This is a genomic window from Chitinophaga sp. 9-1-y (assembly GCF_059511905.2).
In genome coordinates this window covers 7,071,210-7,084,411 of record NZ_CM197955.1, presented here as the reverse complement: position 1 = coordinate 7,084,411, position 13,202 = coordinate 7,071,210, and the positions used below count along the sequence as shown (strand labels likewise).

Here is a 13,202-nt window from a genome sequence, read left to right as displayed (position 1 = left end):
TAATATCTTCCCTTTATCTTTTTAAAATCTTATTAATCAAAAAAATAAAAATCAGCTTAATCAGTCTAATCCTGATAAAGACAAAATCCGTATTTCTTTTCGTACTTTTACACCCTTCTGAAATACTCATCTTACTATAAATAAATATAAACAGCAGTCGTGATGAAGGCAAATTATTTAGACGAGCTTAACGAACAACAGCGGAAAGCAGTAACACATATTAACGGCCCTTTGATGATTGTAGCAGGCGCCGGTTCGGGAAAAACCAAGGTGCTGACCACCCGTATCGCACACCTGATGCGAAATGGAGTGGACGCGTTTAATATTTTGTCACTCACGTTTACTAATAAAGCCGCCCGTGAAATGAAAGAAAGGGTGGAGAAAATACTCGGTGGCAGCGAAGCCCGTAATCTTTACATCGGTACCTTCCACTCCGTATTTGCCCGCCTGCTCCGCGCAGAAGCCAATAAACTGGGCTATCCAAACGACTTTACCATCTACGACTCTGACGACGCCAAAAGCGTTATCAAAACCATTATCAACGAGCTTAACCTCGATGATAAACACTATAAACCCACCTTTGTCTACAACCGCATCTCGGCCGCTAAAAACAGCCTGATGGGGCCAGATGAATACCAGCTGGATCACCTGGTACAACAGGAAGATATGCGCGCTAACAGGCCGCTCATCGGCAAAATATACGATATGTACGCCAAACGCACCTTTAAGAATGGCGCCATGGACTTCGATGACCTCCTGTTCAAAATGTATATTCTCCTGAAATCATTTCCGGAAGTACTACATAAATACCAGCATAAGTTCAAGTACATCATGATCGATGAGTACCAGGATACCAACCCTGCCCAGTACGAAATCATCAAATTACTGGGTGCCGTAAATGAAAATATTTGTGTAGTGGGAGATGATGCACAAAGTATCTACTCCTTCCGCGGCGCTACGATAGAAAATATCCTCCAGTTTGAAAAAGATTACGATGATGTGAAAGTGGTAAAACTGGAACAAAACTATCGCAGTACCAAAACAATCCTGGGGGTAGCCAACGAAGTGATTGCCCACAATAAAGGGCAGATCGAAAAAAATCTCTGGACAGATAATACCGACGGTGATACTATTAAACTGGTACGCACCAACACAGATAACGAAGAAGGTAAATTTGTAGCCGATACCATTGCAGAACAAAAGCTGCGTAATCACTACGACAACCGCGACTTTGTAATCCTGTACCGCACCAACGCGCAGAGCCGTTCCTTTGAGGAAAGCCTGCGTCGTAAGGCAATACCTTACCGCATCTTCGGGGGCTTGTCGTTCTACCAACGTAAAGAGATCAAGGACTTCGTAGCCTATCTCCGCATTACGATGAATACCCGCGATGAAGAAAGCCTGAAACGTATTATCAACTACCCGGTGCGTGGTATCGGAAAAACTACCATCGAAAAAACCATTGTACTGAGCAACGAACACAATATCACCATGTGGGAAGTGTTGGAAAGAGGCCGTGAATTTGGTTTCAAAGGCGGTACCGTGGAAGCGATGGAAGCTTTTGTGATCATGATTAAAAGCTTTCAGGCATTGCTGACCACGCACAATGCGTACGATGTAGCAGTAGCAGTAGGTAAATCCACTAACCTGGTAAAAGAATTATTCAACGATAAAACTACGGAGGGTCTTGCCCGTTATGAAAACGTGCAGGAGTTACTGAACTCCATCAAGGAGTTTACAGAAACCCCCGATGAAGAAGGCGAACTGCTGGATAAGAGTATGGGCTCTTACCTGCAGCAGATTACACTGCTCACAGATGCAGATCAGGGCACGGATGAAAACAGTGATGTAGTGAAGCTGATGACCATCCACGCTGCAAAAGGACTGGAATTCCCGGTAGTATTTACAGTAGGATTGGAGGAAACCTTATTTCCCAGCGGCATGTCTATCAATACCCGCGAAGAGCTGGAAGAAGAAAGGCGGCTGTTTTATGTAGCCATTACCCGTGCAAAGGCACGTCTCTGGCTTACTTATGCCAATAGCCGTTATCGCTTTGGTAACCTGGTACAGAATGAGCCCAGCCGCTTCCTCGAAGAAATGCCGGAGAAGTTCATTGACCGCAGTTATGCCGGCGGAGGTAGTGTACGTAACGCCTTTGGTGGTGGCAACACATCCGGATGGAGTAACAGCAACAATATGTTTGACCGGATGCAGAAGAAATCACCGGCTCAGGCATCATCGCAGCCAGCTGCACAGAAACCGGCTCCCAAACCCGTTTTCACCGGTGCTACCACGCACGTACCTTCTGAAAACTTTACCCCGGATGATCCGGCAGGTATGGAACCCGGCATGCAGGTTGAGCACCAGAAATTTGGCTTTGGTACCATTGCCGGCCTGGAAGGTGCCCCCAACAACAGGATTGCTACCATCATATTCCCTAAAGGCGGTGGCGAAAAGAAAATCATGTTGAACTATGCCAAGCTGCGGATAGTGAGATAGCTGCTGGCCATTAGCGATTAGCTGTTAGCCTTTTATGCAAAGGCTGATAACTAAAAGCAGCGCTCTGGCTTTTCATTAACTACAAATACTAAACACTAAAAGCTAACAGCGAAATGCTAACAGCTATATTAAAGCTCCGGCAGTTTTGTGCTTACCAGGAACGGAGTCACCAGGAAACCCGGTACAAATGCCTGGAACTGGGACTGAGAGGAGAAGAAGTGGAGCAAGCCATTACCGAACTGATAGCAGAAAACTTCCTCAATGAAGAACGATTTGCCAAAGCCTATGCTGGCGGCAAATTCCGTATCAAACAATGGGGCCGGAAGAAAATAAAAATGGAGCTGAAGCAAAAGCAGGTATCTGATTACTGTATCCGGAAAGGAATGGAGGAGATTGATGAAGAAGATTATGCTGCTGTGTTGCGCAAGCTCACCGAAAAGAAATATGAATCGCTGAAGGGGGAAACCGATATAAAGCGCAAGTATAAAACCATGCAATACCTGTTGCAAAGGGGCTTTGAATCAGAGTTGATTAATGATGCGCTTGAACAAATCGCAAATAAAGCCGTATAAGCAGGCAATAATTTGAAAAGTTTCTAATCCGTCAGGCCGTAATTTTGTGATCACAATAACCGACAATGTCAGATCTGAAAGTAACACTTATACAGTCGCAATTGCATTGGGAGGACAAAGAAGCCAACCTCCGCATGTTTGATGAAAAAATCAACAGCATCAAGGAAAGAACAGAAGTAGTGGTTTTACCGGAAATGTTCAGCACCGGCTTCAGCATGCAGTCGTCCAAACTGGCTGAAACGATGGATGGCAGCGCCGTGCAATGGATGAAGAAAAAAGCAGCAGAGAAAAATATTATTATCACCGGCAGCCTGATCATTGAAGAGAACGGCCAGTACCTGAACCGCCTCGTATGGATGCTGCCTAATGGCACTTATGGGACCTATGATAAACGGCACCTGTTTGGTTATGCTGGAGAGCAGGATCATTATCAACCCGGCGATAAGCGCCTGATTGCACAGGTGAAAGGCTGGAAAATTAATCTGAGCATCTGTTACGACCTGCGTTTCCCGGTATGGGCGCGTAATAACATACAAGCCGATACCAACGAGCCTGCTTATGATGTGCTGATCAATGTAGCTAACTGGCCACAGAGACGCAAAACTGCCTGGATGACCTTATTGCAGGCAAGAGCTATTGAAAACCAATGCTTTGTAATTGGTGTAAACAGGGTTGGAAACGATGGCAACAATATCTATCACAGTGGTGAATCCAGCCTGATTGACCCTATGGGAGAAATCATTTACCGGAAATCTGATGAGGAGGATATCTTTACGTATACCCTTCAACGTGATCATCTCAATGAAATCAGGAAAAATATTCCTTTCCTGAAAGATGCTGATGCATTTACCATTTTACCGAAAGCATAATACTAGCTGCTAATGGCTAACTGCCAATAGCTATAAAATATAATCATGTTCCTGCAAGCCGTCCATCACATCGCTATTATTTGTTCCGACTACCAACGTAGTAAAACATTTTATACTGATGTGCTGGGCTTGCAGGTAATCCGCGAAGTGTACCGGGAAGAACGGGATTCCTGGAAGCTGGACCTGGCTTTGGGGCAGCAGTACATTATTGAATTATTTTCTTTCCCGGATCCTCCGGCAAGAGTGAGCCGTCCGGAAGCTGCCGGGTTACGTCACCTGGCCTTCTCTGTTACCGATATCGATAGTGCAGTAGCGCAATTACTGCAAAAAGGCGTTTCCACTGAGCTTATACGTATCGATCCTCATACTAATCAACGATTTACATTTTTTGCGGACCCGGATGGGCTGCCTTTAGAGTTATACGAAGTTCATTAAGCCTATAAAAATTTACCGTATGTCTGTAACCTACATCAACGCCAACATATTTACCGGTGAGGAAATATTGGAGGACCATGTTGTGAGTACCCATCAGGGTAAAATCACCAGTGTGATGCCTTCGGCAAAAGCAACGCTTACCGGCGATGAAACAGACCTGGAAGGCGCTTTGCTGGCCCCGGCGTTTATTGACTTACAGATTTATGGTGGAAATGGACAATTGTTTTCGTTGTATCCATCGGTTACTTCACTGGCGGCTACTGTAGCCTACAGCAAAGCTGGCGGCGCCGCCTGGATCATGCCTACCCTCGCTACCATTGGCTCCGATATTATGCTGAAAGCCATGAAAGCTATCAGGGCTTATTGGGAGCAAGGCGGACAAGGCGTGCTGGGATTGCACCTGGAAGGTCCGTTTATGAACCCGGCAAAAAAGGGCGCCCACCTCGACAAATATATCCGCATCCCTACACAGGAAGATATTAACTGGATCCTGGAAAATGGCCGGGATGTGGTGAAAATCATGACGCTGGCGCCGGAACGTTGTGATCCGGAACTGATCCGGCAATTAGCTGCAGCCGGCATCACCATATTTGCCGGTCATAGTAACGCTACTTACGCACAGGCATATACGTCGTTTGATAATGGTATCCATCATGCTACGCACCTGTTTAATGCCATGTCGCCACTGGAAAGCCGGGCACCTGGTATTGTGGGTGCTATTTACGACCACCCCCGGGTCTGTGCCAGCATTGTAGCAGACGGTATCCACGTAGATTTTGCATCTGTCCGTATCAGTAAAAAAATGATGAAAGAACGGCTATTCCTGATCACTGATGCCGTAGAAGAGAATAAAGAAGGGGACTATATCTATCTCCGGGAAAAGGATCGCTATGTTAGCGCCACCGGCGTACTCTCAGGCTCTTCTTTAACCATGACCCAGGCTGTTCGTAATTGTGTAGAACAGGTGGGTATTCCGCTGGAAGAGGCATTGCGTATGGCCTCCTTGTATCCGGCCCGCGCTATAGGCCGTGAGCAGGCATTGGGCCGTATTGCGGTGGGCTATGATGCTGCATTGGTGGCAATCGACTCCAACTGGAATACTACAGTATACTGTTAATAGCGCTATCTTCGCAGGATTAATCATACTGTATATCCACATGAGTGCATTAACTCGCTTCTTTAAAAAAGACCGATATAAAAATCTGTTCCTGCTAGGTTGGCTGGTGCTGGGCCTGTTACAGGCCTGCTTCTCTGAGTTATGGGATGATGAAGCCTATTATTGGGTGTATTCACGTCACCTCGACTGGGGATATTTTGACCATCCGCCAATGATCGCCCTGTTGATCAAAATAGGATATGGTATTTTTCATAACGAGTTGGGAGTGAGGCTGCTGATTGTATTGGTGAACACGCTCACGTTGTGGGTAACCGCCCGTCTCATTGCGGCGAAAGACAATACGTTGTTCTACCTGCTCATAGGCGCCATGGGCGCCATGCAAATAGGTGGTATGCTGGCTGTTCCAGATGTGCCGCTGATATTTTTCGCCGCCATCTACTTCTGGGTATACCGCAACTTCCTGAAGGAGCAAACCTGGAAAAACACGATTCTACTGGGTATTTCCATGGTATTAATGTTCTACAGCAAGTATCATGGCGTGTTACTGGTTTTCTTCACTGTATTATCGAATGTCAACCTACTGAAGGTATTCAAGTTTTATGTGGCTTGTATTATTACCACCTTGCTGTTCCTGCCGCATATTTACTGGCAGTATACACATGGTTTCCCTTCTTTGCAATATCACCTGGTAGACAGAAATGCTTCTTCCTATGATATCAGTTATTCACTGGATTACCTGGGAGGACAGCTACTGTTATTTGGGCCTTTACTGGGCTGGCTGATATTGTATTATGCATTCCGTTCTCCTATTCAAAATGCCTTTGAGCGGGCGCTTAAATTTTGTGTAATAGGCGTGCTGGCATTTTTCCTGCTTAGTACCTTCAAAGGCAGGGTAGAGGCTAACTGGACAGTGATGCTCTTTACACCAGTGATGATATTGGCGCATCAGGCGATTGTCCGGAAGGGCTGGTCGCGAAAATGGCTGGTATATACTCTGCCAGTGACGCTCTTGCTGGTATTGGTGGTGCGGGTGTATATGATCTGGGATTTTATGCCAGGTGTGGAGATAAGGCCGGAAATACACAACAATCGTGTGTGGACTTCCCAGGTAGCCGCCCGGGCCCAGGGTAAGCCAGTGGTGTTTGTGAACAGTTATCAACGACCATCGAAGTACATGTTTTATACCGGGCAGTTGTCTTACAGCCTTAACAGCCGTTATGCCCGCAGAAGTCAGTATAATTTCTGGAATACAGAAACAGAATTATGGGGGAAGCCCGTGATGGTAGTATTTGATCCGGGTGCCGGTATTCCGATTACAGACAGCCTGAAAACAGTGCTGGGTACCTGGGACTACAACATCCAAAACGACTATTATTCTTACTCACTTATACAGTTAAAACCTGCGCTGAAATCTATTAAGGCAAAGCGTGGAGAACATGTAAATGTGATCCTGCAGCCTAATAATGATTATCACCAGCCTATCCGCCTGGACAGAACCAATGAACCGGTATTGGGATACGCGTTTACTGCCAAAGAGGATTGGTTGCCGCCGGTAAAATCAACCATGACACTGGAAAAGGCGGTGTTGCGGCGTTTAATTAACCTGGAGGTAGTGATGCCGGAGAAGCCGGGTAAGTACCAACTGAAGTTTTCAGTATTTGCGGGAGATATGCCACCTACGCATAACAGCCCGGTGATACCAGTAGAAGTGGTGAAGTAGCGATTAGCAGTTAGCTATTAGCTTTTAGCAAAAATGCAGCGAGTAACATATTACGTTATGTTCTCCGCTGCATTTTTGCTAAAAGCTAATAGCTAACTGCTAATCGCTACTGTTTGAACGCATTCCATCCCTGGGCTACCAGTTTAAACTTGTTGCCTCCTTTGGTATGAATATGTGCGCCTTCGCTGATATCGGCCATGTAGCCTATCACGCTGATTTGTTCGTTGAGTACTATTTTGTCGTAGTCCTGTTGTTTCATGGTAAACAGCAGTTCGTAGTCTTCTCCACCACTTAGTGCGCAGGCGGTAGGATCCAGGCCAAATTTCATGGCTATTTCCTTGCTTTCCTGTGCAATAGGAATTTTCTCTTCATACAGTACTACGCCCAGGTTGCTTTGTTTGGCGATGTGGAGTATTTCGGAACTGAGTCCGTCGCTGACGTCCATCATGGCAGTAGGCAAGATGTCTTCTTGTTGGAGGAACTCGATAATATCTTTGCGGGCTTCCGGTTTTAGCTGGCGGCCAATGATATAGGTTTGATCTTCCAGGTCAGGCTTTACGGTAGGGCTTTCGAGGTAGATTTTCTTCTCTCTTTCCAGCAGGGTAAGACCGAGATAAGCAGCGCCTAAATCGCCGGTAACGCAGAGCAGGTCGCCTTTTTGGGCAGTAGATCTTTTTACGAATGTATCTGGTGTTACTTCACCGATGGCGGTAACACTGATAATGAGTCCTTTTTGAGAGTTGCTGGTATCTCCGCCCACCAGGTCTACGCCGTATTTTTCGCAGGCAGCATATACGCCTTCGTAAAATTCGTTGAGTGCTTCCAGGGAGAAACGGTTAGAGAAGGCAATGCTCATGGTAATTTGGGTGGGGGTGGCATTCATCGCGTAGATGTCTGACAGGTTCACTACAACCGACTTATATCCCAGGTGTTTCAGTGGGGTATACATGAGGTCAAAGTGGATGCCTTCCACCAGCATATCTGTGCTGATTACGGTTTGTTTGCCGAAGTGATCTATCACAGCAGCATCGTCGCCTACACCTAAAACGGTGCTGGCATTTTGTATTTCAATGTTCCTGGTCAGGTACTCGATTAATCCGAATTCCCCCAGGTCTTGTATTTCTGTTCTTTCCTCTTCCATCTTTATTTACCGTTAACAAGGTCTTGTAATGCACTATGGATATGGCTATTAGTTGCCAATATTTCTTTTTGATAGGGAGAATACCGGTTTCCGGAGAAGTCGGTCACTTTGCCTCCGGCTTCTTCCACGATGAGGTAGCCGGCGGCAGAATCCCATGCCTGGAGGGAATGTTCATAAAATCCATCGAATCGTCCGCAGGCCACCCAGCAAAGGTCTATGGCGGCAGATCCCAGCCGGCGTACGGGAATCCCCTGTTTAATGAGATGTCCCAGCACCTGTAACGGATTATTGGGCATATCCTGCCATTTATAGGCAAATCCCGTGACAAGGCAGGAAGTGGCTACATCGGCTTTGGTGGATACCTGGATGGGTTTATCATTCAGGGTAGCTCCTTTGCCTTTTTCCGCCACAAACAGCTCGTTCATGAAGGGATTATACACGGCGCCCAAAATCATTTCTCCATCTTGTTCTACCCCTATAGATACGCAACAGATGGGGATTCCGTTCGCATAGTTGACAGTGCCGTCGATAGGATCAATGATCCATTTTACGGAGGAGTTGGTTTTTATCTCCCCTACTTCCTCACTCAAGATAAAATGGTCTGGATAAGTTTCCCTGATAATGTTGATGATAGCGGTTTCCGACCTTTTATCCACCTCTGTTACCAGGTCGTTAATGGAACTTTTACTGCTCACCTCGAAAGGGCCATTGAAATATTGTTGCAGTATTTTTCCGCCGGCTTCAGTAGCTTTGAGTAAAGTTGTTTTTAACATGCCGCAAAGGTAATTACGAATTACGAATTATGAATTGCGAATTATAGCCTACATCTTTGGATATTTTGTATGTATAGAAGACTTATAGATAACTCTTATCCTGTAATTCCGAATTATCAGTCAACTTATATTCAATATTCCACTTATTTTTGTAGTTCAATTAAAGAGAGGGAAAGTTAATGGCCATTATAGGTAATCTTATTTCCAGGTCACTACGCATCAGGAAGAAGTTCACGTTTAAATTAGGAACACCTCGCCAATACCAGCTGCAGGTGCTGCATCGGTTGCTGGAGAAGGCCAAGGAGACAGAGTTTGGTCGGCACTATCAATTCCAGGAAATTTTGGATAGTCCCAATTTTATTGGGCAATACCGTGAGAAAATACCTGTGCATAACTATACCAAAATGCACAAGGAGTGGTGGTATCGCTGCCTGGAAGGGGAAGCCAACGTGAGCTGGCCGGAAAAGATAAAATATTTTGCATTGAGTTCAGGTACGTCGGAATCTGCCAGTAAGCATATCCCTGTTACCAAAGCAATGCTCAAAACAGTGAAGAAAGTAGGGGTGAAGCAGCTGTATTCTATGGCTAACTTCAACATACCTCCCCGTTCCTTTGAAAAAGGGATTCTGATGCTGGGGGGTACTACTTCATTATATGAGAAAGGAGATTACTATGAGGGAGATATGAGCGGCATCCAGGCCAAAAATATCCCGAAATGGTTTCGCCGTTTTTATAAGCCTGGTGGTAAAATATCCCGGAAACCCAATTGGGAACAGCGTATCAAACTGATTGTGCGCAAAGCCAGGGAATGGGACGTAGGTACTGTTTGTGGTGTACCTGCCTGGGTACAAATTGTGTTCGAGGAAATTATCAAGTATCATGGCGTGAAGAATATTCACGAAATATGGCCTAACCTGGCTGTTTATATTCATGGTGGCGTATCCTTTGAACCCTATCGCGATAGCTTCCAGAAGCTGCTCGGAAAGCCGATTGCGTTTATTGAAACGTATATGGCTTCTGAAGGCTCTTTTGGATTCCAGGCCCGTCCGGGTACCAGGGGTATTAAGCTGGTACTGAATGCAGGCATTTTTTACGAATTCATTCCATTCAATGAAGAAAACTTCGATGCAGAAGGAGAGGTAAAACCTAATCCTAAATCTTACATGATCAATGAGGTGGTGGAAGATGTGGAATACGCAGTGATGCTCTCTACTTGTGCAGGTGCATGGCGTTACCTGATTGGTGATGTGGTGAAGTTTACGTCTGTAAAAGAACATGAAATTGTGATTGTGGGTCGTACCAAACAGTTCCTCAGCCTTTGCGGAGAGCATATGAGTATCGACAACATGAACAAGGCGATAGATAATGTACAGAAGAAACTGGGTATCACTGTAAGAGAGTTTACCGTAGCTGGTTTCCCTTATCAGAACCTGTTTGCACACCGTTGGTATGTGGGTACAGATACTCCGGGAGTAGATGCAGAGAAAGTACGTGAAATCATTGACCAAACGCTCAGCGAAGTAAACGATGACTACGCCGTAGAGCGTTCTGCTGCATTGAAAGAAGTATTTGTAGAAATACTGCCTAACGATGTGTTTATTGACTATCTCCGCTGCAAAGGCAAGGAAGGTGCCATGAACAAGTTTCCACGTGTAATGAAAGGTGAGAAACTGAAGGACTGGGAGAAATTCCTTGCTGGAAAAACAGTTAAGAACTAAGAAGCACCTGTGACACGGAAATTATAAGCATGATAGCAGCAATCGTAGCGGGATTAGGACTGGGGTTGGTTCTATCATTATCGGTAGGCCCGGTTATATTCGCAATTATAAAATACAGTGTTAATAATGGTTTTAAGGCAGGCATTAGTTTCGCACTGGGCGTGTCTTTCAGCGATATCATGTTTGTGCTGATCGGGAATATCTCTACTGCTTTTATCAGCGGATTGGAAGGATATAACCATACTATTGGAATAGTGGGCGGTATATTACTTATTTGTATGGGTATTTACGGCTTGCTCTTTAAGAAGGTGAAAATCAGTACGGGTGAGGAAAAGCCTGAAATGTTCGGGACGCATGATTACCTCAAAATATGGTTAGCCGGATTTTTAATGAATACCCTCAACCCGGGTGTCGTTATTTTCTGGTTGCCGGTATGTATCGGGTATAGTGCTACACCTGTCAGCCACCGTATTGTAACCTATGGCGTATGTTTAAGTATGGTTTTATCTGCAGATATCCTGAAAGTATTTGTTGCCGATAAAATCCGTCATAAGCTTACCCTGAATAATGTAGAATGGCTGAACCGTATTTCAGGCGTGAGTTTGATCATTTTTGGGGTAGTATTACTTTATAAAGTATTGTTTGATGTAGGGTCGTTGGGACACTGATAAATAGAGCATAAAGCGGAAAGCAGAAAGCAAAAAGCTATTAAAGCGAATGACCAGAGCGTATAAGTAATTTAAATACTCGCTCTGGTCATTCGCTTTAATAGCTTTTTGCTTTCCGCTTTTAGCTTTATGCTATTGTCCAGGTTTCACTACCTGCCAGCAATTTATCCAGGTCGCCGGCGCCTTTTTTCTCCAGGGCTTCGGTCAGCTGGTATTGCATGATGTCTTCATAAGTAGGGCGGTTTGCCTGGTAGAAAACACCAAATGGGCGAGGCAAATGGCCTTCAATACGCACATCATCAAACATGCGGGTCAATATCTGGGCTTTATAGAAATCGCTTTCATCGTGTATCCAGAGATCACTTTCTGAGTATTCGCCACCCAGTTCCACTACTACGGGTTTTAAGCCATCGAGGCGGATACCTTTGTTCCTGGTGGGTCCAAATACCAGTGGTTTACCCTGTTCTACAAACACTGTTTCGTCTGCTTTGCTGCTCTTTTCAGTAAATGCTTCGAAAGCACCATCATTGAAGATGTTACAGTTCTGGTATATTTCCAGGAAAGACGCGCCTTTGTGAGCGTGGCTGCGTTTCAGCATTTCCTGCAGGTGTTTGGGATCGCGGTCCATACTGCGGGCAATAAAAGTGGCATCTGCTCCCAGGGCCAGGGCCATTGGATTGAACGGATGGTCAATACTACCCATTGGGGTAGATTTGGTCACTTTATTTTCTTCTGAAGTAGGAGAGTATTGTCCTTTTGTTAAACCATAAATCTGGTTGTTGAACAACATGATGTTCACATCAAAGTTACGGCGCAGCAGGTGGATGGTATGGTTACCACCAATAGAGAGGCCATCTCCGTCACCCGTTACAATCCATACGCTCAGTTCAGGCCGGGTAGCTTTCAGGCCGGAAGCGATGGCGGTAGCACGACCATGGATCGAGTGCATACCATAAGTGTTCATATAGTATGGGAAACGCGAAGAACAACCGATACCGGAAACAATCACAATATTTTCGCGGGGAACTCCCAGGCCAGGCATAATTGTTTGTACCTGTTTAAGTATAGAGTAGTCGCCGCAGCCAGGGCACCAGCGTACTTCCTGGTCCGTTGCAAAGTCTTTTGCCGTGAGGGCTGCCTGCGGAGCTATAGTTGCTGTTGACATTAGTATGAGTTAAATATAATTTTAGAGTCTGTAAAGTTACGATAGATACCTGTAAATTAAGGTCACTGCGCCTGTAATTCTTCCCAATATTCTGCTGCCCGGCGGGTATGCGGAATCACAATAGTGCCCCCTACAATATTAGCCACGGCGAAAATTTCATACATCTCATCGGTTGTCACGCCTTCGTCAAATGCCTTACCCAGGTGATATTTGATGCAATCGTCGCAACGTAGTACCATAGAGGCTACCAGGCCCAGCATCTCCTTGGTTTTGGTACTCAGCGCCCCTTCTGCATACGTATTGGTGTCCAGGTTAAAAAGACGGTTGATGACTTTGTTCTGTTTGCCCAGTATAACTTCGTTCATTTTAGCACGGTAGTCGTTAAACTCCTGAATCGCATTCGCCATATAACTGCTGTTTATGATGTTAACCTAATCGTTTCACACATTAAAGCTATGAAAGGATTTACAAATATAGAGTAATCTACTTGTTAAGTAGACTATTTGCCCCATAACCTGTATTTAT

Annotated in this window: 12 protein-coding genes; 8 read left to right on the top strand and 4 right to left on the bottom strand. The window is 45.3% G+C overall.

Going from position 1 to position 13,202, the window contains the following annotated elements; genetic code table 11:
- Nucleotides 1–162: 162 nt before the first annotated feature.
- The 6 genes from AC5ZC7_RS28065 to AC5ZC7_RS28040 all read left to right on the top strand — a co-directional run bounded on the left by AC5ZC7_RS28065 (nucleotide 163) and on the right by AC5ZC7_RS28040 (nucleotide 7,212).
- Nucleotides 163–2,499: a UvrD-helicase domain-containing protein gene (locus AC5ZC7_RS28065; protein WP_496160728.1), complete on the top strand. Its 2,337-nt coding sequence runs from the start codon at nucleotides 163–165 to the stop codon at nucleotides 2,497–2,499.
- 113 nt (nucleotides 2,500–2,612) lie between these two features.
- Nucleotides 2,613–3,071 carry a RecX family transcriptional regulator gene (locus tag AC5ZC7_RS28060; protein ID WP_496160727.1) on the top strand — a complete coding sequence of 153 codons (459 nt, stop codon included), beginning with the start codon at nucleotides 2,613–2,615 and terminating at the stop codon, nucleotides 3,069–3,071.
- Between the two features lie 65 nt (nucleotides 3,072–3,136).
- On the top strand, nucleotides 3,137–3,940 hold the full coding sequence (locus tag AC5ZC7_RS28055) for an amidohydrolase (protein WP_496160726.1): 804 nt from the start codon (nucleotides 3,137–3,139) through the stop codon (nucleotides 3,938–3,940).
- Between the two features lie 45 nt (nucleotides 3,941–3,985).
- Nucleotides 3,986–4,375, top strand: a complete 390-nt coding sequence (gene gloA2 / locus AC5ZC7_RS28050) for an SMU1112c/YaeR family gloxylase I-like metalloprotein (RefSeq protein WP_496160725.1) — start codon at nucleotides 3,986–3,988, stop codon at nucleotides 4,373–4,375.
- Between the two features lie 19 nt (nucleotides 4,376–4,394).
- Entirely contained in the window at nucleotides 4,395–5,492 is a 1,098-nt protein-coding gene (nagA, locus tag AC5ZC7_RS28045; RefSeq protein WP_496160724.1) for an N-acetylglucosamine-6-phosphate deacetylase, read from the top strand.
- 40 nt (nucleotides 5,493–5,532) lie between these two features.
- Nucleotides 5,533–7,212 carry a glycosyltransferase family 39 protein gene (locus AC5ZC7_RS28040; RefSeq protein ID WP_496160723.1) on the top strand — a complete coding sequence of 560 codons (1,680 nt, stop codon included), beginning with the start codon at nucleotides 5,533–5,535 and terminating at the stop codon, nucleotides 7,210–7,212.
- A gap of 106 nt (nucleotides 7,213–7,318) precedes the next feature.
- Here the strand turns inward: AC5ZC7_RS28040 and thiL are convergent, their stop codons facing one another.
- On the bottom strand, nucleotides 7,319–8,353 hold the full coding sequence (gene thiL, locus AC5ZC7_RS28035; protein ID WP_496160722.1) for a thiamine-phosphate kinase: 1,035 nt from the start codon (nucleotides 8,351–8,353) through the stop codon (nucleotides 7,319–7,321).
- Between the two features lie 2 nt (nucleotides 8,354–8,355).
- The gene (locus tag AC5ZC7_RS28030; RefSeq protein ID WP_496160721.1) at nucleotides 8,356–9,126 is read right to left on the bottom strand and encodes an inositol monophosphatase family protein; all 771 of its coding nucleotides are present in this window, start codon (nucleotides 9,124–9,126) and stop codon (nucleotides 8,356–8,358) included.
- 179 nt (nucleotides 9,127–9,305) lie between these two features.
- On the opposite strand from AC5ZC7_RS28030, the gene AC5ZC7_RS28025 reads away from it, so the two are divergent.
- Both AC5ZC7_RS28025 and AC5ZC7_RS28020 read left to right on the top strand, forming a co-directional pair.
- Complete coding sequence (locus AC5ZC7_RS28025) at nucleotides 9,306–10,844, top strand: GH3 family acyl-acid amido synthetase (RefSeq protein WP_496160720.1); 1,539 nt, start codon at nucleotides 9,306–9,308, stop codon at nucleotides 10,842–10,844.
- Nucleotides 10,845–10,873: 29 nt separating this feature from the next.
- Nucleotides 10,874–11,512 carry a LysE family transporter gene (locus AC5ZC7_RS28020; protein WP_496160719.1) on the top strand — a complete coding sequence of 213 codons (639 nt, stop codon included), beginning with the start codon at nucleotides 10,874–10,876 and terminating at the stop codon, nucleotides 11,510–11,512.
- 127 nt (nucleotides 11,513–11,639) lie between these two features.
- On the opposite strand, the gene AC5ZC7_RS28015 is transcribed toward AC5ZC7_RS28020, so the two are convergent.
- On the bottom strand, nucleotides 11,640–12,677 hold the full coding sequence (locus AC5ZC7_RS28015) for a thiamine pyrophosphate-dependent enzyme (protein ID WP_496160718.1): 1,038 nt from the start codon (nucleotides 12,675–12,677) through the stop codon (nucleotides 11,640–11,642).
- 62 nt (nucleotides 12,678–12,739) lie between these two features.
- On the bottom strand, nucleotides 12,740–13,084 hold the full coding sequence (locus AC5ZC7_RS28010) for a carboxymuconolactone decarboxylase family protein (RefSeq protein ID WP_477077300.1): 345 nt from the start codon (nucleotides 13,082–13,084) through the stop codon (nucleotides 12,740–12,742).
- Nucleotides 13,085–13,202 lie beyond the last annotated feature (118 nt).

Bases quoted from the DNA above. Each gene is read 5' to 3' on its own strand.
- AC5ZC7_RS28065 (WP_496160728.1), top strand. From the start codon at position 163: ATGAAGGCAAATTATTTAGACGAGCTTAACGAACAACAGCGGAAAGCA.
- AC5ZC7_RS28060 (WP_496160727.1), top strand. From the start codon at position 2,613: ATGCTAACAGCTATATTAAAGCTCCGGCAGTTTTGTGCTTACCAGGAA.
- AC5ZC7_RS28055 (WP_496160726.1), top strand. From the start codon at position 3,137: ATGTCAGATCTGAAAGTAACACTTATACAGTCGCAATTGCATTGGGAG.
- gloA2 (WP_496160725.1), top strand. From the start codon at position 3,986: ATGTTCCTGCAAGCCGTCCATCACATCGCTATTATTTGTTCCGACTAC.
- nagA (WP_496160724.1), top strand. From the start codon at position 4,395: ATGTCTGTAACCTACATCAACGCCAACATATTTACCGGTGAGGAAATA.
- AC5ZC7_RS28040 (WP_496160723.1), top strand. From the start codon at position 5,533: ATGAGTGCATTAACTCGCTTCTTTAAAAAAGACCGATATAAAAATCTG.
- thiL (WP_496160722.1), bottom strand. From the start codon at position 8,353: ATGGAAGAGGAAAGAACAGAAATACAAGACCTGGGGGAATTCGGATTA.
- AC5ZC7_RS28030 (WP_496160721.1), bottom strand. From the start codon at position 9,126: ATGTTAAAAACAACTTTACTCAAAGCTACTGAAGCCGGCGGAAAAATA.
- AC5ZC7_RS28025 (WP_496160720.1), top strand. From the start codon at position 9,306: ATGGCCATTATAGGTAATCTTATTTCCAGGTCACTACGCATCAGGAAG.
- AC5ZC7_RS28020 (WP_496160719.1), top strand. From the start codon at position 10,874: ATGATAGCAGCAATCGTAGCGGGATTAGGACTGGGGTTGGTTCTATCA.
- AC5ZC7_RS28015 (WP_496160718.1), bottom strand. From the start codon at position 12,677: ATGTCAACAGCAACTATAGCTCCGCAGGCAGCCCTCACGGCAAAAGAC.
- AC5ZC7_RS28010 (WP_477077300.1), bottom strand. From the start codon at position 13,084: ATGGCGAATGCGATTCAGGAGTTTAACGACTACCGTGCTAAAATGAAC.